This is a genomic window from Arenibacter sp. 6A1 (assembly GCF_012272855.1).
Classification (GTDB): domain Bacteria; phylum Bacteroidota; class Bacteroidia; order Flavobacteriales; family Flavobacteriaceae; genus Arenibacter.
The window spans coordinates 158,795-179,640 of sequence record NZ_JAAXCQ010000004.1 but is presented as its reverse complement, the minus strand read 5'-3'; the positions used below and the strand labels follow the sequence as shown (position 1 = coordinate 179,640).

Genomic DNA, 20,846 nt, shown 5'->3' with positions numbered 1-20,846 from the left:
AATTTTAAACATTAGTGTATTATGAAGTACGGACATTTGGTATTGGAAAAGAAAGAATTTGTTCTTTTAAAACGTTTGGTTAACGTTTCAGGGTTTTATACAGACAACACATATAAAAATTCTATTCAGAAATTAACTGACGAATTAAAGTCGGCAATCGTTTATAGCGAGGAAGAAATGCCCGAAGATGTAATTAGATTTAATTCGGCCGTAACAATTGAAGCTGCGAACGGTTGGTCTAAACAATTTCAATTGGTGATTCCTTCAGAAGGAGATTTTAAAAATAATAAAATTTCTATACTCACTCCTATGGGGGCTGCGGTTATTGGCTATGCTAAAGGCGATGATATTATTTGGGAATTTAGAAATGGAGAGCAGACCCTTAAAGTCACGGAAGTTGTGCAACAGCCAAGTTCTATTAATTCTGATATCTTAATGTAAAACTATGAATGTATTTTATGAACATGATTCCGATGATAGACTAATAGCAAAAAAAGATGCCCTGGAGTTAAATAACTGGATTAATCATTTAGTCCATACCGGGGAGGAGGTTTTGATTTTAAAAGACATAGTATCTAAATTTAAAGACCAGCATGATTTAAAAGAAAGGCTGCAAGATATTGCCTTGGAAAACAAATTACGTCTGGGTGTTTTTTTTAGATATAAAAATTCGCTAATCAATGTGCACGAATGTGAAGATATCGAATGTGATATTTATTATTTGAACAAGCACGAGGAATATCGAAATATATATGAAAGCTTTTACGAGTCCCTAAGACCGCTAAAAGAAGAAGTGTATAACCTTATATTAAAAAACATATAGGTAAAAATAATTTTAGCAGCCAGTTTGTTGGTTTTAATATTAGAGTTTTATGGCTGTTAATAATTCAAGGGAAAGCGTTGCTTTCCCTTGAAATTTTTTAGATGGTTGCTGTCTAAAATCTCCTTTCCTTCACTTTTTGGGGTGTATTTCTATTCTAATGTCTTTATTATTAATACCTTCTGTTTCTTTTGGGAGACTAAGGGGTACGGCCTGTTAGCGGTTAAAAATTAACGCAATATTAACAAGTGGTTGGATACTTTTGCTAGTCTTACAACGTATAACAAGTAGCAATTATTAATACAAAAATTATGAATGTAAAAAAGCCCTTTTTTGCGCTTTTGGTAATGGGTTCCCTATTAGCGTCATGTTCGGTTTCCAAAGTAGCCCGGATGGACAGAAAAGTGATAGAGGGAAACTGGACTCTGAATAATGTTTCTTATGAAGGAAACAGCGGAAAATTTAAATCTGTACTCTTTAACGATGCAAATGCCAATTGTTTTATTGGTAGTCATTGGTTTTTTAGAAACAATAATAGTACAGGGAGTTATTGGTTAATGGATGGAACGGATTGTACCGGTGGTGATCGCTTCATTCGTTGGTCTGTAGTAGATAGGGGAGGTCTTCCCAATCAATTGCAATTTAAGTTTATAGATGAGAAGTATAAAGATATCTCCGGAGGGGTAGGGTATCGGTTAGATATCGCTTCCTTAACGGAAGAACAAATGACCTTAAAGTCAAAAGTATCTGTAGACGGAGAACCTATAACCATTGTATATAAATTTTCAAAAGAATAATATCAATAGCATGAAAAAATTAATAGTATGTAGTTTATCGGCCATTATTATTTTGGCTTCTTTTAGTAGTTGTACTGCTGTAAAAAACACCAACAAAAAGCAAAGAGGTGCTGCAGTCGGTGCTGCAGGTGGTGCCGTAATTGGAGGGGTGATCGGTAATAATGTAGGTAATAAAAAGAATACAGCCCTTGGTGCCATTATCGGGGCCGTTGTAGGAGGTGTTGCCGGTGGATATATCGGAGATAGAATGGATCGTCAGGCCGAGCGTATCGAGGAGGAAATTCCAGGAGCAGAAGTAACCCGTGTAGGAGAAGGAATAAATGTAACCTTTAATGAAGATGCCGGAGTATATTTCGACACTAATAAAGCAACCGTAAAAGGCACTTCGGCGACCACTTTGGACAGATTGATCGGTATCCTAAAAGAATATCCAGATACCAATATTTTGGTAGAAGGACATACCGATAGCGCAGGAGCCGAGGAGTATAACTACAACTTGTCTAGACAACGCGCCCAATCCGTAACTGATTATTTAGTTTCTAAGGGAATTTCGAGTGGCAGACTTACCACAAACTGGTATGGAGAGACTCAGCCAAAGGCAGACAATGCTACGGCAGAAGGGAAGGCTAAGAATAGAAGGGTAGAATTGGTCATCGTAGCCAATGAAAAATTAAAACAAGAAGCTTTAAGCAAGGCAAAACAATAAAAATTTATTTTTTTTCTTTGAAAAACCCGACGAAATTCGTCGGGTTTTTTGCTTTAAAATCTGTACCTTTCTTATGTGATCTTATTTGATGTACTCATTGTGGGAGGTGGATTGGCCGGATTGACCTCGGCCCTGGATTTACAAAAAAAAGGCTATAGTGTTTTGGTGTTTGAGAAACTAGCCTATCCACATCATAAGGTGTGTGGGGAGTACCTGTCTAAGGAAGTTGTACCTTATCTAAACTATTTAGGGATTTCCCTGCTCGATGCCGTTCCAGTAAATAACTTGTTGTTAAGCACCATAAAAGGACGGACCTTACAGGCAGATCTTGCTATGGGGGGTGTGGGGATAAGTCGCTATACCTTAGATAACAGACTATATCTAAAAGCTAGGGAAGTTGGAGTAAGGTTTGTGTTCGGTAGTGTTGTTTCCGTAATATTTCAGAGGGACACTTTTATTATAAAGACCGATAAAGGAACAGTCTATCACGGCAAAGTAGCCATTGGAGCTTATGGAAAAAGAAGTGCCTTGGATAAGCAGTTACAACGTGGTTTTACAGGAGGGAAATCGCCCTGGCTTGCGGTAAAGGCCCATTATAAATTAGACGGTTTCCCAGATAATACAGTAGCCCTGCACAATTTTAGGGGGGGGTATGGAGGATTGTCTAAAACAGAGTCTGGAGCGGTTAATTTTTGTTATTTGGTTTCTTATGACAGTTTTAAAAAAGAGAAAAGTATAGCTCATTTTAATAAGAATGTGGTTTCCAAGAATCCCTTGTTAGGGCAGTTTTTAGAAGAGGCTCAACAGTTATTTCCAGCTCCTGAAACTATTGGGCAAGTGGGCTTTGAAAAGAAAAGTACTGTAGAAAATCATATTCTTATGTGCGGCGATACAGCTGGCTTAATACACCCACTTTGTGGAAATGGCATGGCTATGGCCATTCATAGCGCTAAAATCGCTGCAGAAACAATAGATTGTTTTTTTAGGGAAAAGACCTATAACCGCAATCGGATGGAAAAGGACTATATAAAGCAATGGAGAAATACCTTTGGCAGAAGATTGTGGTTGGGAAGGAATTTACAGTCCTTATTGCTACATGAAAAAAGCTTGGAAGTGGTTGTTCAATTGGCATCGAAATCGCCTTCTATGGTAAAAAGACTTATTGGCAATACTCATGGTAAAACTATTCGATTTTGATGAATTTTGACACCCGTAGTTCCGAAATAGAAATGATGGACGATCCTTCTGTAGATCTCGGTTCGTTACAAGAAATATTGTTCGACATTAATCGCGTCAATGTTATCCTGAACGGATATACGATTACTCTTAAAGCGATTAAAAAAATCATCCATGAAAATCCGAAAAACAGTTATACGATTATAGATATGGGGTGTGGAGATGGTACTATGTTGAGAAAGGTGGTCCGGTATTTTAAAAATGAGCCTTTTAAATTAAATTTAATAGGTATCGATCTTAGTGAAAATGGTATTGAAATAGCCAAAGCTATGTCGACAAGTTTTCCCAATATCAGCTATCAGAATAGGGATATCTTAAGTTTAGAAGCTCACGAAATCGACTGTGATATTGTATTATCGACCCTTACCATGCATCATTTTAGTTCCCAAGAAATACCCTTGTTTCTAGATCAATTCGTTAAAGTAGCCCGTTTAGGAGTGATTATTAATGATCTGCAAAGGAGTAAGCTGGCTTATGGGTTATTTTGGATCTTTAGTTTAATTTTTATCAAAACCAAGGTTGGAAAGTCCGACGGTTTGGTTTCCATAAAAAGAGGCTTTGTGCTATCGGATTTAATGGCTTTTTCACAAAATATTCCAAACGTCCTGCATACCATAAAGTGGAAGTGGGCGTTTCGTTATTTATGGGTCTTACGGACAAAAACAGCTGAAGGGTATGAATAAGGTAAAAATTGTCACGGTTACAAAGGAATTGCCCATCTATAGTAGGGAAACAAAAGATATTCTGCCATTGGTAAAATGGTGGTTAAGGGAGCAGGAGGGACGATTTCAGCGGAAGGTTTTAAAAATATTTGAAGGTGCTGCTGTAGACAAACGCTACAGTATTATGGCGCCGGAAGAGGTTTTTAAGGCGACATCTTTTCAAGAGAAAAATGATATTTATAGTCGTGAAGTCCGTAAACTGGGGAAAAAAGTATTAGAAAAAGCACTTTATAAAAGCGATTGGTCAGCAAAAAGTTTAGATTTTATTATTACGGTCAGTTGTACGGGGATAATGATCCCATCTCTTGATGCCTATTTAATTGATGATTTAGGGATGCGCCAAGATGTGGTTCGCTTGCCCGTTACAGAAATGGGATGCGCTGCAGGTGTTTCCGGGCTTATCTATGCCTATAATTTCCTAAAATCCAATCCGGGTAAAAGAGCCGCTATTGTGGCAGTCGAAAGTCCAACCGCTACCTTTCAGTTAAATGATTATTCCATGGCCAATATGGTCAGTGCCGCTATTTTTGGCGATGGGGCGGCCTGCGTTTTATTGTCCTCTGAGCTAGGGGCCATAGGTCCTAGTATAGTGGGGGGCGAAATGTATCACTTCGAAAATACGACCCGATTAATGGGTTTTGAGCTGGCCAATACAGGTTTGAAAATGATCTTGGATCCTGCGGTACCCGAAACGATATCCGAACATTTTCCAGCAATTATACATCCTTTTTTAAATAAATACGGCAGTGATATAGACAAGGTCAATCATTTGATTTTTCATCCAGGAGGAAAAAAAATTGTACAAACCGTAGAAGAATTATTTGGGAAACTAGGTAAAAATATTGATGAGACCAGAGAGACCCTTCGCCTTTATGGAAATATGAGCAGCGCAACCGTTCTTTATGTTTTAGAACGTTATTTGGAAAAGAATATTTCTGAGGGAGAGCAAGGGCTGGTGTTGAGTTTTGGTCCGGGGTTTTCGGCACAGCGGGTGTTGCTGGAGTGGTAGACATGTTTAGGAAGATAATTTTCACCATTAGGAAAAGCATGCTTTAAAGGATTAATTAATATGAGGTATGAATACATATAAAGAAATTTTGGACCTACTTCCTTATAAGGAGCCCTTCTTGTTTGTAAATGACTTAGCATCGGTTAATGAAGATGGGGTTACAGGTTCCTATACCTTTAAGTTAGAGGAAGATTTTTACCGAGGACACTTTAAAGAATATCCGGTAACCCCAGGAGTTATTTTAACGGAGTGTTGCGCGCAGATTGGGTTGGTCTGTTTGGGTATTTACCTGCTAAAGAAAGAACAGGCCGATTTTAAAAACCCCCAAATAGCCTTAAGCAGTTCGCAAATGGATTTTTTGTTGCCGGTGTATCCAAAGGAAACAGTTACCGTAAGCTCAAGTCTTGTGTATTTTAGGTTTCATAAATTAAAATGTCTGGTTAAAATGCATAATGGAAATGGGCAGTTGGTATGCCAAGGAGTTTTAGAAGGGATGTTAAAAATATAAAAGCATGAAATAAGCATGAGTGAAAACTGGTCGTATATATGAATGAAGATAATCAAATTACCTATGACCCTTAAAAACCAATAAATATCCACCTATGAAAAAACGTGTCGTAATCACAGGGCTTGGTGTCTGCGCTCCAAAGGGAGTAGGGATCTCCAATTTCCTCAAAACCCTACAAAAGGGCGAGAGTGGGATAGCCTTTCACCAGGAATTGGCAGCTTTAGGGTTTTCTTGCCAGATTGCTGGGAAACCAGAAGTTACACCAGCGATTTTGGAAGCTTATTTTTCGCCTTTGCAAAGAAAAGGCTTAAGTGCTAGTGGTATCGTTTATGGAGTAATTGCCGGTATGGATGCCTGGGCAGATGCGGGATTGCAAAAGGCAGCTAAGGAAGAGCCCGATTGGGACAGTGGAATTGTGTTTGGAGCCGGAACTTTAGGGGTCGATACGTTTAGGGAAGCGATACATCTCATTGATGCCAATAATACAAGAAGATTAGGCAGTACTACGGTTATACAGACTATGGCGAGCGGTATTAGTGCGTATTTGGGAGGGATTCTTGGTTGTGGCAATCAAGTAACGACCAATTCTTCTGCTTGTTGTACGGGAACGGAGGGCCTTATAATGGGCTATGAAAGAATCAGGTCGGGAATGGCCAGTCGCATGCTGGTAGGGAGTACCAGTGATAGCGGTCCCTATGTATGGGGAGGTTTTGATGCCATGAGAATTTTACCCAACCAATACAATGATAATCCAACCCTGGCAAGCAGGCCAATGAGCGACAGTGCTGCAGGTTTTGTGCCTGGGAGCGGCGCGGGGGCTTTGGTACTCGAATCCCTAGACTCCGCCTTGAAGCGTGGGGTTACCATATATGCCGAGGTCTTGGGCGGGGCCGTAAACAGCGGAGGACAGCGCGGGAACGGTAGTATGACAGCGCCCAACAGTGCGGCCGTACAAGGGTGTATAAAGGCAGCTCTAAAAAATGCTGAGGTGCATGAGAAAGATATAGATGTAATTAATGGACATTTGACCGCAACCAAAAAGGATGTCGATGAAATTCGGAACTGGAGTGAAGCCTTACAAAGGAAGGGAATTGATTTTCCCTATATCAATTCGACCAAAGGCATAGTGGGGCATTGCTTGGCAGCATCGGGCAGTATAGAATCGGTAGCCACGGTATTACAGCTAAAAGAAGGATTGGTGTTTGGAAATCAGAACTGCCCGGACATACACCCCGAAATTTTAGCCTGTATAGATGCGAGCAAAATTCCCCAACAAACCATACAATATCAGCCTAAAATAGTGGCAAAAGCAAGTTTTGGCTTTGGAGATGTGAATGCATGTGTTATCTTTAAAGAGTATCCTAAATAACCATTGTATGAGAAACGAAGAGCGTTTTAAAACCTTAAAGAATATCGTAAAGATCTATCTTCCGGAAGATGTTTCCGAGGAAGCTATTGAAGCGGAAAGTAATTTCACCTCGGAGTTAAATATCAATTCGGCTAATTTGGTCGATATCGTCCTCGATGTCGAGGATGCCTTTCATATAAAAATCGAAAATGAGGATATGGACCAAATGAAAACGGTCAAAGATGCTCTTTATATCATCGATCAAAAACTTCTAAACAAAGCATAAAACACCCTTTAAGCAACTTTCTTTTCAGGGATCACCAAGGAAGCTAATACCCCGCCCGCCAAGGCAACTGAGATCACTGTCAAAGATACCCATTCTGGAATCTCTATATGGTGCGTAAATAACATTTTTAAACCAACAAAGGCTAATATAACGACCAGGCTATAGTTGATATATCTAAACTTTTCTAGCATACGGGAGATTAAAAAATACATAGAACGCAACCCCAAAATAGCTAAAATATTAGAGCTAAAGACAATAAACGGATCGGCTGTAATGGCTAGGATAGCCGGAATACTGTCTAAGGCAAATAATATATCCGTTAGTTCTATAATGACCAATGCTACAAAAAGCGGCGTGGCCGCATTGACTCCCATTCGTTTTATAAAAAAATCATGGCCTTTTATGGCCGATGTTATCGGATATATCTTTTTTAGCTGTTTAAAAATAAAGGATGTTTTTGGGTCAAAACCTTTATCGTCGGATTTTAGCATTTTAAAGGCTGTGAATAACAAGAAAACCCCAAAAACATAAATAACCCAGTCAAATTTGGTGATTAGGGCCACGCCAAAAACAATCATCAAGGCCCTAAATACGATGGCGCCTAAAATACCCCAAAAAAGGACCCTATGTTGGTATAATGCTGGAATTTTAAAAGAAGAAAATATTACTGCAATTACAAATACATTGTCAATACTTAGGGATAATTCTATCAGGTAGCCTGTAATATATTTTAATACCGCATTGTTGGGTGTCAGCCCTGTAGGGTTATCAATTAAACCGGCGGAAAATAACCAATATATAACGCCGCTAAAACTTAAAGCTACCGTTACCCAAATAGCAGTCCATATGCCCGCTTCCTTGGTTTTTATGACATGGTCGTTTTTGTGGAAAACGCCCAAATCTAAGGCAAGAAAAACTATAATCAGACCAATAAAAGTACCCCAAATTAACATAAAAGTATCCTATTAAAGGCACAAATGTAAGCATCCTTTCGATATGAATAGACGGAAAAATTTGCAATATTTGAAATAATTATAGGTTTATTATTGTTTCACTTTCAGGAGGTTAATTGAGTAATTATTGTATATCTTCGACCTAGGGTTCAATTAGTCGTTAAAGATCATAAAATGCTTTTTTATAAAGAGCTTCAACCTCCTTTAATTTTCGTAAATTAAAGAAGACCTCTTTAAAGTGGGATTTATGTGTCGTTATACTTTTCTTCCTTGTGTTCTTTTTTGTTTGGCAGTTAGCTTAAAAACAACTGCTCAAACAAATGGTGACACCTTGGTAATTCCTAAACACGAAATTGTCAACAGGACTCTTTTAGAGCAATTTGAGCCAGGGATGGTTCTTTCCAAAGAAACTAGGATCCGTTTAAAAAAGGACCGGATTTCAGAAGCTAAAAGGAGAAGGGGTTTTTTGGATTCCTTGACGATTTCCGATCGCAAAAAACAAAAACTATTAAGAGACCTAACAAAAAAGCCGTTCTCTAATAGATTGTTGAATAATTTGGCCAAAACCTCCTTTGAAGATAGGGAAAATTGAAACAAGAAATATCCCCTGTATATTGGGTAAGGAGGGAAAGACAGTACGTTACCAAAAACAGAGTATACTAAAATATAAATCCCCGTGCGCAATTTGTAATTGTGCACGGGGATTTGTATTGACACTCGGTCATTAAAGTTTAAATCCTTGCTGTCATCAAGGGCAATATCGCGTATTAATATGTTTTCATTTTACTTTTTCTCTTTTCCAATTGACGTTCTAAATCATCTACAGAATCGGTAATTGCAATTTCAAACTTACTTCTATTAGATTCGGCAAACAAGCGTGGTCCTGGAGCACTTAATCTTATGTTACAAATTAATCCGGTTTCTGGGGTCGAAGTTTTTTCCTTTCTAAAAAACACATCGGCACGGATTATAAAATCATATTTATCTTCTATTTTATTGAGTTTTTTGGTCGTTAATTCCTCAAGTCGCGCACTTGCTTTTACATCATCATATTGAAAGTTGATAGTCATAAGATATAGGTTTTAAGTTAATAAATCGCTCTAGAATAGCGCTGCATATTCAATGATTTAAGGTAGTCTTTCTTTTCAATAAAGCCAAACGAATTTCTATATTATTTTTTTTAATTGGCACTATCGCGCAGACCCATGCAGCATCGGTATTGTGCTTACTGCTACGGTTTACAGACCTAAGAGCTGTTTTCTGTTTTTTTTATGGCACTTTGACTTAAATCTTTCTGGGTATTTTAGGTAAAAAAGAGTGGTAGGAATCATATAGATCCCAGGCATATTATAAGGCGCAGTGGGCTCATTGGAGAAGTCGCCCGTGAATCTATAAAATAATGAAGTAGGAAGGGAAGAAAAATCACAAAAGAAAAACTGTTACGGCCTTTAGGAGCTACCCAAGCTAATAATTTTAAAAGTCTTTCTTTATCATACCAGGGGGAAAACATTTTCTGAATTCAACAGTCCCGGTTGGGAATTACTACACATCGAAAATATGGCCTCCTAAAAGTATATTGTAGCGGCTATTTAGTTGCCGAATTCTTCGCTATCGAAATTAGTGAATTTAAATGCATTTGGTAAAATGGATACGTTTTTAGCAAAGGACTTTCGTAGTATTTCAAATTTCGATAGCGTTCCCTTCTTTTTATAAAGATTATAAACTTTACCTTTGCTCAAAATAATTAGGAGATGAATACCTTTGAAGATTGCAATCTATCAAAACAATTACTATATGCTATTGACGATTTAGGCTTTAGCAACCCAACACCAATACAGGCCGAAGCTTTTTCGGTAATTATGTCAGGATCCGATGTTGTCGGTATAGCACAAACGGGAACAGGAAAGACCTTTGCTTATATGCTCCCTATTTTACAGGGTCTAAAATTTTCCAAACAGCTAACCCCTAGGGTTTTAATATTGGTTCCGACTCGGGAACTGGTGCTTCAGGTGGTAGAAAGGATTGAAGAATTTGCTAAATATTTAAGTGTAAGGGTAACCGGAATTTACGGAGGGGCAAATATCAACACACAGCGTCAGGCCGTTGCCCAGGGATGTGATATTTTGGTGGCCACCCCAGGTAGGCTGTACGACCTTACCTTGGACAGAACCCTAAAATTAAGAGATGTTAAAAAACTAGTGATCGATGAGGTTGATGTTATGTTAGACCTTGGTTTTCGATTTCAAATTACCAATATTTTTGAATTGTTGCCTTCACGAAGACAAAACATTATGTTCTCGGCTACAATGACCGACGATGTGTCTAAACTGATCAACGATTTTTTTATCGCCCCGGCCAGAATTTCTATTGCCGTTAGTGGTACGCCGCTCGAAAATATAGCGCAAAGCTGTTATTCAGTCGAAAATTTTTATACCAAGGCAAATTTGTTGGAGTACCTTTTAAAGGATAAAACTACCTATAAAAAAGTATTGGTTTTTGTTTCCAACAAAAAAAGTGCCGATAGGTTGTTTCAAGCCATGGAAACAGTCTACGGGAACGAGGCTTGTGTAATACACTCCAACAAAACACAGAATTATAGAATCCGTTCTATCAAACAATTTGATGAGGGCAAGAATCGAATCTTGATTTCTACGGATGTGATGGCGAGAGGATTGGATTTGGATAAAATCACCCATGTGGTGAATTTTGACACTCCTAATTACCCCGAAAACTATATGCACCGAATAGGGCGTACGGGTAGGGCAAAGGAAAAGGGTACTTCCTTATTATTCTATACCGAAAAAGAAAGGGAAGCAAAAGAGGCTATTGAAAGTTTGATGGCTTATGAGATTCCAACGATAGATTTCCCCGAAGCAGTAGAAATATCAGAGGAATTGACTCCCGAAGAAAGACCTCAGAATTTTGAACTTAATAATCCAGTAGGAGCGTCAGAAACCGAGGGTCGTGGAGCGGCTTTTCATGAGAAAAGTGAAAAAAACAAACGAGTGAATTTAGGTGGGTCCTATAAAAGGGAAATAGCCAAAAAGTATAAAAAACCAAAAACTCGTGGAGATAAAAATTTTGCAAAAGGAAAAAAGAAAAGATAAAAGTGCTTGGGCACGACCTTTTATTCCTATTGCATGTTTTCAGTGTATATGACAGATAAAAATAATAAAACCAAAGCCCAGGAAAACAATCCCTTACATGGGATAACCTTGGCCACTATATTGGAGGAATTAGTAGCCCATCACGGTTGGGAGACGCTTGGTGGGTATATCAATATCAGATGTTTTAATCAGGACCCTTCCATAAAATCGAGTTTAACCTTTTTGAGAAAAACTCCCTGGGCCAGAGAGAAGGTAGAAAAACTTTACCTAAAATTAATTAAGAAAAAAAAGTAAGGCACCTCAGTGTTTTTTAGGAGCTTTTTAAGGTTTAAAAAGCTCCGTTCTTTCCACAATATTATTCCTAGTTGCGCGACAGTTCTTTTTTGTGCTATCCTTGCAGCTTTAAAGGCTAAAATTTAATGAAGATATATTTTAGTCCTATATTTAGCCAATTTGGCTGGGAATAATAACAATAACAATAAAATTCATATTAGATGAAATCATTTACGATAGTAGAAATAAACGAACTTTTAAAAGGAGAACTCGTCGGTACTTGTGATGAGCAAATAACAGGAGCTGAACAGCTTGAGAGAGCTACTGCTCAGCAAATTACTTTTATCGGAAGCAACAAATTTGCTAAACTTTGGGAGACTTCAAAAGCAAGTGTTGCTATTGTAGATGCAAAGATAAAATTAGAGCCAGGTGACAATAGAGCGCTCATTAGGGTTAAAAATGCCGATTTGGCCATGGCTACATTATTGGAGGCTTTAGAACCCGCACCACCTGCCCTAGAAGAAGATGTTCATCCAACGGCCGTGGTACACGAATCTGTGGTATTGGGAAAAGGATGCAAAATTGGAGCAGGGTGTTATGTTGGTAAAAATGTAGTATTGGGTGATGGGGTTATCCTATATCCCAATGTTAGCATATTCGATGATTCTAAAATTGGTCACCATACGGTGGTATGGTCGGGAACCGTAATTCGGGAACGCAGCGAAATTGGGAACCATTGTATTTTTCACATTAATGTGAGCATTGGTGCCGATGGATTTGGGTATAGACCTAGCGATGATGGTAGAGGATTGGTAAAAATACCACATATCGGAAATGTGATTATTGGTAATTATGTAGAAATTGGAGCTAATTCTTGTGTCGATAGAGGCAAGTTTAGTGCTACTATTATCGGTGATGGCTGCAAAATTGATAATCTAGTTCAGATAGCACATAATTGTATTTTGGGCAGATCTTGTATTATGGCAGGCCATAGCGGACTCGCTGGTTCGGTAACCCTAGGGGATGGGGTGATCATTGGAGGAAGTGCCTCCATCAAGGATCATACAACTATCAACTCAGGCGCCGTTATTGGAGCAGGTTCTGGAGTTATGGGCGATGTCGATGCAGGGAAGACTGTTTTGGGGTATCCGGCTACTGACGCCAGGGATATGCTGAAACAATGGGTAGCTCTTAAAAGATTGTCCAAAAATTAAGCACTAGAGTACCCTGATCTTTTAATAATAGTACCTTACTTCTCTTCTGTATGGTGTTTCTATGTACACGGCGGTTACGGTTATTAAAAGATTAGGGTGATCTTTTTCCTTCATTTGTGTTTCCTAAAAACTACATCTTGCTACTTCTGAATTTTCCTAATGGAAAGAAGGTGTAAGATTTTATCCTATGTGAAAAATTAATTCATAGTTTTTTCAAAAATATTCTTCAAACACCCAACAAAGGCCGTAATTTTGCAGTCCTAAAAAAAAGAGAATATGTTGGAGACGTTGACTGCGAATGCTGTTGTAGAAAGAAGAACGGATAAAGAATTATACAGTTATCAAAAAGGGGCTATAGACCAAATATTTGATAAGTTTGAAACCGCACCGGACGATTACCACCTTTTATACCAATTGCCTACCGGAGGTGGAAAAACCGTAATTTTTTCTGAAATTGTTCGACAGTATTTGAAGAACCACAAAAAGAAGGTGTTGATAATGACACACCGGATAGAACTTTGTAGGCAAACATCCTCCATGCTTACGAGTTTTGGCGTCACCAATAAGGTTGTAGACAGTAAGGCAAATTTAGAAGATCAGGACCAATATAGCTGCTTTGTAGCTATGGTAGAGACCTTGAACAACAGATTGCAGGACGACAAGTTGGATATTTCAGGAGTGGGACTTGTTATTATTGATGAGGCCCATTATAATTCGTTTACAAAACTCTTTAAGTATTTTGAAAATTCCTTTGTTTTAGGGGTTACTGCTACTCCCTTAAGTTCTAACAAGGACTTGCCGATGAAGGATAATTACGATGAATTGATCGTAGGGGAAAGCATAGAATCCCTTATAGAGAACGAGTTTTTGGCAAGAGCCGAAGTTTTCTCTTATAATATGGGGCTAACCTCCTTGGAGGTAGGTTCTAATGGGGATTATACGGTAAAATCTTCTGAAGACCTGTATACCAATAGCCAAATGCTGAGCAAGCTTTTGGAAGCCTATGTAAAACATTCTAAGGGAAAGAAAACGCTGATATTCAATAATGGTATCAATACCTCATTGCATGTGTACGAAACCTTTAAGGCAGCTGGTTACCCTATAGAGCATTTAGATAATACCGCTAGTAAAAAGGAACGTAAGGCTATTTTAAAATGGTTTAAGAACACTCCGGATGCAATATTAACCTCCGTGAGTATCTTAACCACAGGATTTGATGAGCCTACCATAGAAACCGTTATTTTGAATAGGGCGACGAAGTCTTTGACATTGTACTATCAGATGATTGGGCGTGGTTCTAGGATCTTGAACAATAAAGCAACATTCTCGGTTATAGATTTAGGGAACAACCTACACCGTTTTGGACCCTGGGGAGCAGATTTAGATTGGCAGACCATCTTTAAATCTCCCAATTTTTACATGGACAAATTGTTGGGTGACGAAGAATTGGAGAGCAATTTTAAATGGGAGATGCCCGAGGCTCTTAGAGCAGAATTTGCCAATTCTAAAGAGGTGTATTTCGATATCAAGGAAACTTATATAGACTCTGTGAAAAACGGAGAATCTTCCAAGGTTGTATTGGAGCGTTCTATTGCCCAACATGCAAAGATATGTGTAGAGAACAGTGAAGATGTATACGATGCTTTGGCATTGGCCAAACTCTTGGGGGGCGATATAGAAGATAGGATACAGCGCTATGCCAAATGTATCAGTAAAAGTACCCATAACTTCTTAAAATGGTTAAATGAAGATTACCATAAAAAATTAAGTACTCACCTACGTCAAAATTTTGACACTATTTTTGAAGAAATACACGGTAGGCCGCCAGAAGAATAAATAAATGACGGCCCTCGTATAATTTAAAATCTCCAGGCAACAAACCTACTTTGTTTGTTGCCTTGGGCCATTGGCACGGTCTTGTAAACAGCTTTTAGTTTGTGTAACTGCTTATAGATAGCGGCTAAATTTTCTTTTTTACTTACCAAGGTCGTAAACCATTTCACTTGTTGGGAATATGCAACACTTTGTTTGATCATTCGCTTAATAAACAAGGCTTCCCCGCCATTGCACCATAACTCATTGGCCTGGCCACCAAAATTTAATTCATCGGCCCTATTTAAGCCCAGATTTGTAGCTTTTTTTAAACTACCCCTTGCAGCGGTTTCGGCATTGGCATGAAAGGGAGGGTTGCAAATACTAAAATGAAAATGATCTCCCTCGCTTATAATGCCCTTAAAAATATTGGACGGGTCGGTTTGATGTCTTATCTCAATGTTCTTCACTAGGCTCGGCGTGGCCGCTGTATTGGCTTTGGCCATGGTAACAGAAGTAAGGGAAATGTCCGATCCTACCATTTGCCAATCGTATATTTGAGAGGCCAAAATAGGGTAAATGCAATTGGCGCCAACACCTATATCCAAGCCGCGAACATTGTTCTCGATACCATCTTCTTCTAACAAATCGGCGATATGATGTATATAGTCGGCCCTTCCAGGAATAGGAGGACATAAATAACCATCGGGAATATTCCAGTCCGACAGTCTATATTGATGCTTTAAAATGGCCTTGTTTAAGTGTAGTACAGCGGTTGGCTTGGAAAAGTCAATGCTCTGATTGCCATAAGGGGTTACGAAAACATGAGGGGCCAATTCTGGGTGACTACCAATTAAGGCTTCGAAGTCGTAAGGAGTATTATGGATGTTTTTGGGATGCAAGATATTTGATTTTATGACCACAAAGATAGGAGGTCTCCTTTTAACAGCTATGGGAATGTTGGGATTCTATGGATAGATACAAGGGGAATAGGCTGTTTTTCTTGAATCATTGGCCGGATCTTTATCCTTGTTTTTTGTCAAATTCAGGGCAATCAACCCGTATCTCTTTTATGTGTAGGTTTTTCTGAAGTAAATTGCAATGATGGGTTCCATTGTTGTTTTCATAAAATTTACAGGCGTAACATATTCTTTGTACCTGTAGTGCTCCTGTTTGGTTTAATCTATAAATCAGGGTGCTAAGGGAATCGTACAACGTATATAATTCCTCCTCGGTGTTAAGTTGTAAGGCATTCCGTATAGGGTTGGCAAATCCCTCCGTTTCCGAAACAATTTGTTTTCCGCTTTCCGATAGGGATAATGTGTAACTTCTGGTGTCCAGGGTGGAGGTTTCTTTTACAATTAGATCTTTTTGGTGCAATATTTTAATGGCATCGCTAATGGTGGGTTTGCTGAGGTTAAATTCCTTGGCCAAATGGCTCACGGTACAATACGATTGTTTGTGATAGGCTATAAATATCAGGATCTGAATTTGAATGGGGCTAATTCCCGAGGTTTTGGCATAATCCCTTAACAATGCCCTAAAAACTTCGGAAAGTCGGTCCAAGGCTATGACAATCTTACTGCCTAGGTCTTTTTGCTGAAAATCGGTGTCATATATACTTTGGGGCATAGGGAGTATTTTTTTAAGGAGTTACACAAAGTTACCCTAAAAAGAGGAAAAGTTGGACACCTTGTTTGCCGAAGGTGCCCAACTTTTATTAACCTTTTACATCGGCCATGGAAGCACCATAATTTATGTGCAGTACATTTCCGTCGGGGGTTAATAAGGCAGGAACAGATTTTACGCCTGCCTTTTCGGCTTCCGATATTCTGTTCTTGGCCCCAGCAAGATTAACAACTTCAACTTGGGCCGGATTCATTAATTTTAAAATGTCTTGTTCAGCACTTACGCATACAGGACATCCAGCGTGATAGAAAACAGATTTTTTCATGATACAAATTTTAAGTGAAAGGCAAAATTGCTCTTATAAAGATAGTTAGGAATCCTAACTAAAACAAATTTTATGTTTATTCTTTTTTAAATTCGTTAGAATTAGAGTGTTACCTACTCAAAGGATCTGTGGTTGGTCAGAAGAAAACTACGGTGTTTTTAGTACAGCCCCATACGAAAAGGCGTTTTTAAACGGCATTTCAACGAAAAAATAAAAATAAAGGAATATTCGGGTAGGGTATTTCTATTATGGGGTGTTTTAACCAGTATTGTATTAGAAAGCAATGAAATGTTTAATATAAAATTTAAATTATGAAAGTAAGATTTTTATCAATTGTTATGATCGGTCTTATGGCTTTGGTGTATAGTTGTACAGACGGGGACGATGCTAATAAGGAGACTGGGCGATTGTCCGTTTCCCTGACAGATGCTCCATTTCCCCACGATTTGGTAGCCGAGGCAAATGTTACCATTTTTAAAATCGATGCCAGGCGCAAAGCCGATAACAGCCAAGAGGGAGCAACTAATGGGGATGGTTCATCTTTTGTCGTACTCATGGAAGATGAAATTTCGGTAAATCTATTGGATCTAACCAATGGGATAACTGAAAACTTGGTAAATACGGAGGTGCCTGTTGGGACCTATGATTTATTCCGGGTGTATGTGGAAGGGGTGAGTGTGGTAATGACCGATGGTACTACTTATGATTTAAAGGTTCCAAGTGGTGCTCAAACCGGGATAAAGGTATTTGTTAAACCGAGTCTGGTAGTCAGTGGAGGCTTATCTACAGATTTATTGTTAGATTTCGATGTTAGTAAATCGTTTGTAGCTAAGGGCAGCAGAAATGATCCGGAGGGAATAAAAGGATTTAATTTTAAACCGGTTATCAAGGCGTCCAATCTTTCTACGGCAGGTACTTTAACGGGGCTAGTGACCACTATGCAAAATGAGGCGAAAGTTGGTTTACAAGGCGCTCAGGTTGCCGTGTTTGCGGCCGACACCTTAAACACAACTACCTTTACCGATGCTTCCGGAGCCTATACTGTTTTAGGACTGGCGGCCGGTTCCTATGACGTAGAAGTAGCCTTGGAGGGGTACGGGGCTCAAGTCGTTGAAGATATTGATATAGTAGCAGCCAATAAAACGGTTCAAGATTTTGAACTGATTGTAGAATAGTACTGTTATAAGTTTTAAAATACGATAAAAGGCTACCAAAATTGGTGGCCTTTTATCGTATTTAGCCATTGCCACAAGCAGCCCTTTTTAGTAGTACTCAGTACCTCCCCCGCCGATTCGCGGGTCTACCGGCCAATATGACTATTGCTAAAATTTGTACAAATATTTTTTTAGTCATATTATAGTAAGCCAGCGCAGCTAAATAACCTGATTCGCAGAATAGGTTTCAAAAGCTCCGAGAGCAGGAGCTGAGGTACGAGGCGACGCGGAGTTTTGAAACCGGTTTTTCGACCTCGGTGTCGAAAAAATTCATTGAATCAGTGTCTTTTCTTTTGTTTCGTTTTCTTTGGACAAGCAAAGAAAATGAAAAGAAAACGTCAAGTTTCAGGCTTGAAGAACTGCCCTTAAAAAGAAAAAAGTTGTACAAAAAAACTAAGCACGAACCGGTTGTATGTACGTGGATTACAAATCTAGTTATATGATAGTACCTCCCCCGCCGAATCGCGGGTCTACCGGCCAATATGACTATTGCTAAATTTTGTACAAATATTTTTTTAGTCATATCATAGGTCCACTATATAGGTTAAAAATGCCTATGGTGAATTCTCTTGTCATTAAGCAATGGCAACTAAAAAGTGAAGGGAATAGTTTAAAAAAGGTTTTTATTTCTAGAGTAGCAACAAAACTACTTTTATTTCGTGCATGAATAGATGTGAAAAATAGATTGTATTATTTGCTGTGATTTTTCGTTTGGTAGTGTGCAACTTGCTATAAATCATTATCTTGTATTAAAATTAAACACTATGCCAATTTTTATGGATCGTCACGATGTTTCGGACACGGTAACCGCCGAACATGTTGCTCAGTTGCATCAGGAAGATCTAAAGGTTGAGCACAAATATGGTTGCCGAGGACTCACTTATTGGTTTGATGAGAAACGGAAAACTGCATTTTGTTTGGTGGAAGCACCCAATAAAGAAGCCTTGGAAAAAATGCATTTTGAGGCTCATGGCGATGTTCCTTATCGAATTATTGAGGTAGAAGAAACCATTGTAGAATCGTTTTTAGGCCGTATTGAGGATCCGCTAAAAGCTGTCAACACGGAATTAAATATTATAAACGACCCTGCTTTTAGAATCATTATGGTGACTGGGTTTAAAATGGTCTCCCTTCAAAATATTTCGTCAGATGCTATTTTGCAGTCCCAGAGAAAAATTAACGAAGCCAGTATTTCCATTATTAATTCTTATCAGGGGAGGGTGGTAAAACAGCAGCAGGAAAGTTTGTTGGTGTCTTTTTGTTCGGTGTCCAAGGCAGTCTTATGCGCCTTAGCGCTTCAATCGGTCTTTAATAAAATAACAGAAAATATGGAGGAGCCCCATTTTAAATTTAAAATAGGGTTGAGTAGCGGGGTACCCGTGGCCGATAAGGGTGATTTTTTTGGTGACAGCATTAAGTTGGCAGAACGAATATGCGAAATTGCCAAAGGAGCTATAGCTATTACTACAGAAGTGAAAAACTTATACGAGGGTGAAAATTTAAATGCTTTTATAGACACGGAAAGTGTGCAAACCCTGCAGCCATCGGACGAAAAGTTTCTTAAGCAATTAATGGACTATACTGAAAGTATTTGGCAGAATTCAAATGTAAGAACTACAGATTTTAACACTCAATTAGGGTTTAGCCGTACTCAATTCTATAGGAAGTTGATGCAGTTGGCAGACGACTCTCCTAACGTTTTTTTAAAAAAATACCGATTGTTGAAATCCCTCAGCCTTTTAAAAGACAGGTCGGGCAATATTTCTGAAATAGCCTTTGAAACCGGATTTAATAGTCCGGCGTATTTTTCTAAATGTTTTTTGGATTCTTTTGGTATTCTGCCTTCACAATATGTTCGGGACTATGCTACACATACATAGCTGTTTGTAATATGGCAAATGAGTCAATTTTGTTATAATTTGGATAAAATGTAGCAGTCTCCCCGTATTTTTTGATGTACTTTTAAGTAATGTATTTCATAATCCCCTTTGATACATTGTGTTATGTCCTAACAATTCCCCTGGATTTAAATTGAATAACCAAGCCTTTACCAATTTTTGACCCAGTATTTTCCCTTAGTTTATTGAGGGGCGATGCGTTGGTTTCTTCTAATTGGGAAAGCTAAAAAAAGGGGCATATTGGGAATGGAAGGGGTAGGATGAATTTTAGTTTGTTCGCGTTAGGGACCGCGGCGGCATCCCCGCAGCAACGCAAGGGATATAGCCAAGGGCCCGACCGACGAAGGAGGGAACGCCCAAATTATACTGCTACTTATAAGCAATAGGAATAGGGTTGTGTTCGGCGCTGGAAGGAAGACGGGTAATTGGCCTAATATTTTCTAGATAGCACGGCTTATTAATTTTAAAAAATTTAATCATGACGTATTTTAAAACCTATCCAAAGCTAGGGGTTGCCGCTTTGGTACTAACGTTTTTGGCAACCCAGGCGTTATCGGGACAAAACAATGGAGAAGCCTCTGAAATGTCCTTGATAAAGACCCATGAAGATAAAGAATTGGTATGGGGACCATGTCCGCCTTTTATGCCAGAAGGCTGTACCATAGCAGTCTTGCACGGAGACCCCGCAAAGGCGAATGTAGATGTCTTTTTTAAAGTGCCTGCCAATTATGAGATACCAACCCATTGGCACACTTCTGCCGAACGTATGATACTTGTTTCCGGGGAATTATACGTGACCTATGAGGGCGAAAAGGAGCAGCTTATGAAAATGGGCTCTTATGCCTATGGTCCTTCTGAAAAACCACATAAAGCAAAATGTGGTCCTAAAGATCCATGTGTTCTATTCATCGCCTTTGAAAAACCTTTGGATGCCTTTCCTATGGTTTTAAAAGAATAACGGTAAAACCGATAGCCGGTTTTTGTGCCTA

General features: G+C 38.8%; 23 protein-coding genes. 18 read left to right on the top strand and 5 right to left on the bottom strand.

Annotated features, from left to right (window positions below):
• Window positions 1-21: 21 nt before the first annotated feature.
• From HCG49_RS04790 to HCG49_RS04745, 10 genes are all read left to right on the top strand, one after another.
• Window positions 22-441 carry a GreA/GreB family elongation factor gene (locus HCG49_RS04790; RefSeq protein ID WP_072764249.1) on the top strand — a complete coding sequence of 140 codons (420 nt, stop codon included), beginning with the start codon at window positions 22-24 and terminating at the stop codon, window positions 439-441.
• Between the two features lie 4 nt (window positions 442-445).
• Entirely contained in the window at window positions 446-823 is a 378-nt protein-coding gene (locus tag HCG49_RS04785; RefSeq protein WP_168468407.1) for a hypothetical protein, read from the top strand.
• 308 nt (window positions 824-1,131) lie between these two features.
• Window positions 1,132-1,617, top strand: a complete 486-nt coding sequence (locus tag HCG49_RS04780; protein WP_168468406.1) for a lipocalin family protein — start codon at window positions 1,132-1,134, stop codon at window positions 1,615-1,617.
• Window positions 1,618-1,627: 10 nt separating this feature from the next.
• Entirely contained in the window at window positions 1,628-2,323 is a 696-nt protein-coding gene (locus HCG49_RS04775) for an OmpA family protein (RefSeq protein ID WP_168468405.1), read from the top strand.
• 75 nt (window positions 2,324-2,398) lie between these two features.
• Window positions 2,399-3,520 carry an NAD(P)/FAD-dependent oxidoreductase gene (locus HCG49_RS04770; RefSeq protein ID WP_168468404.1) on the top strand — a complete coding sequence of 374 codons (1,122 nt, stop codon included), beginning with the start codon at window positions 2,399-2,401 and terminating at the stop codon, window positions 3,518-3,520.
• Complete coding sequence (locus tag HCG49_RS04765) at window positions 3,520-4,242, top strand: methyltransferase domain-containing protein (protein ID WP_240938635.1); 723 nt, start codon at window positions 3,520-3,522, stop codon at window positions 4,240-4,242. Before HCG49_RS04770 ends, HCG49_RS04765 begins: the two co-directional genes overlap by 1 nt.
• A complete protein-coding gene (locus HCG49_RS04760) occupies window positions 4,235-5,290 on the top strand; it encodes a type III polyketide synthase (protein ID WP_168468402.1) in 1,056 nt (351 codons plus the stop codon). The genes HCG49_RS04765 and HCG49_RS04760 overlap by 8 nt, the downstream gene beginning before the upstream one ends.
• A 67-nt stretch (window positions 5,291-5,357) precedes the next feature.
• Window positions 5,358-5,798: a 3-hydroxyacyl-ACP dehydratase FabZ family protein gene (locus tag HCG49_RS04755; protein WP_168468401.1), complete on the top strand. Its 441-nt coding sequence runs from the start codon at window positions 5,358-5,360 to the stop codon at window positions 5,796-5,798.
• A gap of 94 nt (window positions 5,799-5,892) precedes the next feature.
• Window positions 5,893-7,167 carry a beta-ketoacyl-[acyl-carrier-protein] synthase family protein gene (locus HCG49_RS04750; RefSeq protein WP_168468400.1) on the top strand — a complete coding sequence of 425 codons (1,275 nt, stop codon included), beginning with the start codon at window positions 5,893-5,895 and terminating at the stop codon, window positions 7,165-7,167.
• 7 nt (window positions 7,168-7,174) lie between these two features.
• Window positions 7,175-7,432: an acyl carrier protein gene (locus HCG49_RS04745; RefSeq protein WP_168468399.1), complete on the top strand. Its 258-nt coding sequence runs from the start codon at window positions 7,175-7,177 to the stop codon at window positions 7,430-7,432.
• Window positions 7,433-7,440: 8 nt separating this feature from the next.
• On the opposite strand, the gene HCG49_RS04740 is transcribed toward HCG49_RS04745, so the two are convergent.
• A complete protein-coding gene (locus HCG49_RS04740; protein WP_168468398.1) occupies window positions 7,441-8,385 on the bottom strand; it encodes a TerC family protein in 945 nt (314 codons plus the stop codon).
• Window positions 8,386-8,632: 247 nt separating this feature from the next.
• Between HCG49_RS04740 and HCG49_RS04735 the strand changes: the two genes are divergently transcribed.
• Window positions 8,633-8,977, top strand: a complete 345-nt coding sequence (locus HCG49_RS04735; RefSeq protein ID WP_168468397.1) for a hypothetical protein — start codon at window positions 8,633-8,635, stop codon at window positions 8,975-8,977.
• 175 nt (window positions 8,978-9,152) lie between these two features.
• Here HCG49_RS04735 and hpf read toward each other — a convergent pair whose 3' ends face one another.
• On the bottom strand, window positions 9,153-9,455 hold the full coding sequence (gene hpf, locus HCG49_RS04730) for a ribosome hibernation-promoting factor, HPF/YfiA family (RefSeq protein WP_168468396.1): 303 nt from the start codon (window positions 9,453-9,455) through the stop codon (window positions 9,153-9,155).
• A gap of 681 nt (window positions 9,456-10,136) precedes the next feature.
• On the opposite strand from hpf, the gene HCG49_RS04725 reads away from it, so the two are divergent.
• The 4 genes from HCG49_RS04725 (at window position 10,137) to HCG49_RS04710 (ending at window position 14,815) form a co-directional block, all read left to right on the top strand.
• Window positions 10,137-11,492 (top strand): DEAD/DEAH box helicase, encoded by a 1,356-nt coding sequence (locus HCG49_RS04725; protein WP_168468395.1) that lies wholly within the window; start codon window positions 10,137-10,139, stop codon window positions 11,490-11,492.
• 48 nt (window positions 11,493-11,540) lie between these two features.
• Window positions 11,541-11,786 (top strand): VF530 family DNA-binding protein, encoded by a 246-nt coding sequence (locus tag HCG49_RS04720; protein WP_168468394.1) that lies wholly within the window; start codon window positions 11,541-11,543, stop codon window positions 11,784-11,786.
• Window positions 11,787-11,986: 200 nt separating this feature from the next.
• Complete coding sequence (gene lpxD / locus HCG49_RS04715) at window positions 11,987-12,979, top strand: UDP-3-O-(3-hydroxymyristoyl)glucosamine N-acyltransferase (protein ID WP_168468393.1); 993 nt, start codon at window positions 11,987-11,989, stop codon at window positions 12,977-12,979.
• 276 nt (window positions 12,980-13,255) lie between these two features.
• The gene (locus tag HCG49_RS04710; RefSeq protein ID WP_072764265.1) at window positions 13,256-14,815 is read left to right on the top strand and encodes a DEAD/DEAH box helicase; all 1,560 of its coding nucleotides are present in this window, start codon (window positions 13,256-13,258) and stop codon (window positions 14,813-14,815) included.
• Window positions 14,816-14,838: 23 nt separating this feature from the next.
• Here HCG49_RS04710 and rlmF read toward each other — a convergent pair whose 3' ends face one another.
• The 3 genes from rlmF to HCG49_RS04695 all read right to left on the bottom strand — a co-directional run bounded on the left by rlmF (window position 14,839) and on the right by HCG49_RS04695 (window position 16,745).
• Window positions 14,839-15,693 (bottom strand): 23S rRNA (adenine(1618)-N(6))-methyltransferase RlmF, encoded by an 855-nt coding sequence (gene rlmF, locus HCG49_RS04705; RefSeq protein ID WP_168468392.1) that lies wholly within the window; start codon window positions 15,691-15,693, stop codon window positions 14,839-14,841.
• A gap of 121 nt (window positions 15,694-15,814) precedes the next feature.
• On the bottom strand, window positions 15,815-16,423 hold the full coding sequence (locus HCG49_RS04700; RefSeq protein WP_168468391.1) for a MarR family winged helix-turn-helix transcriptional regulator: 609 nt from the start codon (window positions 16,421-16,423) through the stop codon (window positions 15,815-15,817).
• An 88-nt stretch (window positions 16,424-16,511) separates the two neighbouring features.
• Complete coding sequence (locus HCG49_RS04695) at window positions 16,512-16,745, bottom strand: thioredoxin family protein (protein WP_168468390.1); 234 nt, start codon at window positions 16,743-16,745, stop codon at window positions 16,512-16,514.
• Window positions 16,746-17,056: 311 nt separating this feature from the next.
• On the opposite strand from HCG49_RS04695, the gene HCG49_RS04690 reads away from it, so the two are divergent.
• The 3 genes from HCG49_RS04690 (at window position 17,057) to HCG49_RS04680 (ending at window position 20,815) form a co-directional block, all read left to right on the top strand.
• Window positions 17,057-17,920, top strand: a complete 864-nt coding sequence (locus HCG49_RS04690; protein WP_168468389.1) for a DUF4382 domain-containing protein — start codon at window positions 17,057-17,059, stop codon at window positions 17,918-17,920.
• An 803-nt stretch (window positions 17,921-18,723) separates the two neighbouring features.
• The gene (locus tag HCG49_RS04685) at window positions 18,724-19,839 is read left to right on the top strand and encodes a nickel-binding protein (RefSeq protein ID WP_168468388.1); all 1,116 of its coding nucleotides are present in this window, start codon (window positions 18,724-18,726) and stop codon (window positions 19,837-19,839) included.
• A 496-nt stretch (window positions 19,840-20,335) separates the two neighbouring features.
• Complete coding sequence (locus HCG49_RS04680; protein WP_168468387.1) at window positions 20,336-20,815, top strand: cupin domain-containing protein; 480 nt, start codon at window positions 20,336-20,338, stop codon at window positions 20,813-20,815.
• Window positions 20,816-20,846 lie beyond the last annotated feature (31 nt).

Excerpts from the sequence above, each read along its gene's own strand:
- HCG49_RS04790 (WP_072764249.1), top strand. The coding sequence starts at position 22 with ATGAAGTACGGACATTTGGTATTGGAAAAGAAAGAATTTGTTCTTTTA.
- HCG49_RS04785 (WP_168468407.1), top strand. The coding sequence starts at position 446 with ATGAATGTATTTTATGAACATGATTCCGATGATAGACTAATAGCAAAA.
- HCG49_RS04780 (WP_168468406.1), top strand. The coding sequence starts at position 1,132 with ATGAATGTAAAAAAGCCCTTTTTTGCGCTTTTGGTAATGGGTTCCCTA.
- HCG49_RS04775 (WP_168468405.1), top strand. The coding sequence starts at position 1,628 with ATGAAAAAATTAATAGTATGTAGTTTATCGGCCATTATTATTTTGGCT.
- HCG49_RS04765 (WP_240938635.1), top strand. The coding sequence starts at position 3,520 with ATGAATTTTGACACCCGTAGTTCCGAAATAGAAATGATGGACGATCCT.
- HCG49_RS04760 (WP_168468402.1), top strand. The coding sequence starts at position 4,235 with ATGAATAAGGTAAAAATTGTCACGGTTACAAAGGAATTGCCCATCTAT.
- HCG49_RS04755 (WP_168468401.1), top strand. The coding sequence starts at position 5,358 with ATGAATACATATAAAGAAATTTTGGACCTACTTCCTTATAAGGAGCCC.
- HCG49_RS04750 (WP_168468400.1), top strand. The coding sequence starts at position 5,893 with ATGAAAAAACGTGTCGTAATCACAGGGCTTGGTGTCTGCGCTCCAAAG.
- HCG49_RS04745 (WP_168468399.1), top strand. The coding sequence starts at position 7,175 with ATGAGAAACGAAGAGCGTTTTAAAACCTTAAAGAATATCGTAAAGATC.
- HCG49_RS04740 (WP_168468398.1), bottom strand. The coding sequence starts at position 8,385 with ATGTTAATTTGGGGTACTTTTATTGGTCTGATTATAGTTTTTCTTGCC.
- HCG49_RS04735 (WP_168468397.1), top strand. The coding sequence starts at position 8,633 with ATGTGTCGTTATACTTTTCTTCCTTGTGTTCTTTTTTGTTTGGCAGTT.
- hpf (WP_168468396.1), bottom strand. The coding sequence starts at position 9,455 with ATGACTATCAACTTTCAATATGATGATGTAAAAGCAAGTGCGCGACTT.
- HCG49_RS04725 (WP_168468395.1), top strand. The coding sequence starts at position 10,137 with ATGAATACCTTTGAAGATTGCAATCTATCAAAACAATTACTATATGCT.
- HCG49_RS04720 (WP_168468394.1), top strand. The coding sequence starts at position 11,541 with ATGACAGATAAAAATAATAAAACCAAAGCCCAGGAAAACAATCCCTTA.
- lpxD (WP_168468393.1), top strand. The coding sequence starts at position 11,987 with ATGAAATCATTTACGATAGTAGAAATAAACGAACTTTTAAAAGGAGAA.
- HCG49_RS04710 (WP_072764265.1), top strand. The coding sequence starts at position 13,256 with ATGTTGGAGACGTTGACTGCGAATGCTGTTGTAGAAAGAAGAACGGAT.
- HCG49_RS04700 (WP_168468391.1), bottom strand. The coding sequence starts at position 16,423 with ATGCCCCAAAGTATATATGACACCGATTTTCAGCAAAAAGACCTAGGC.
- HCG49_RS04695 (WP_168468390.1), bottom strand. The coding sequence starts at position 16,745 with ATGAAAAAATCTGTTTTCTATCACGCTGGATGTCCTGTATGCGTAAGT.
- HCG49_RS04690 (WP_168468389.1), top strand. The coding sequence starts at position 17,057 with ATGAAAGTAAGATTTTTATCAATTGTTATGATCGGTCTTATGGCTTTG.
- HCG49_RS04685 (WP_168468388.1), top strand. The coding sequence starts at position 18,724 with ATGCCAATTTTTATGGATCGTCACGATGTTTCGGACACGGTAACCGCC.
- HCG49_RS04680 (WP_168468387.1), top strand. The coding sequence starts at position 20,336 with ATGACGTATTTTAAAACCTATCCAAAGCTAGGGGTTGCCGCTTTGGTA.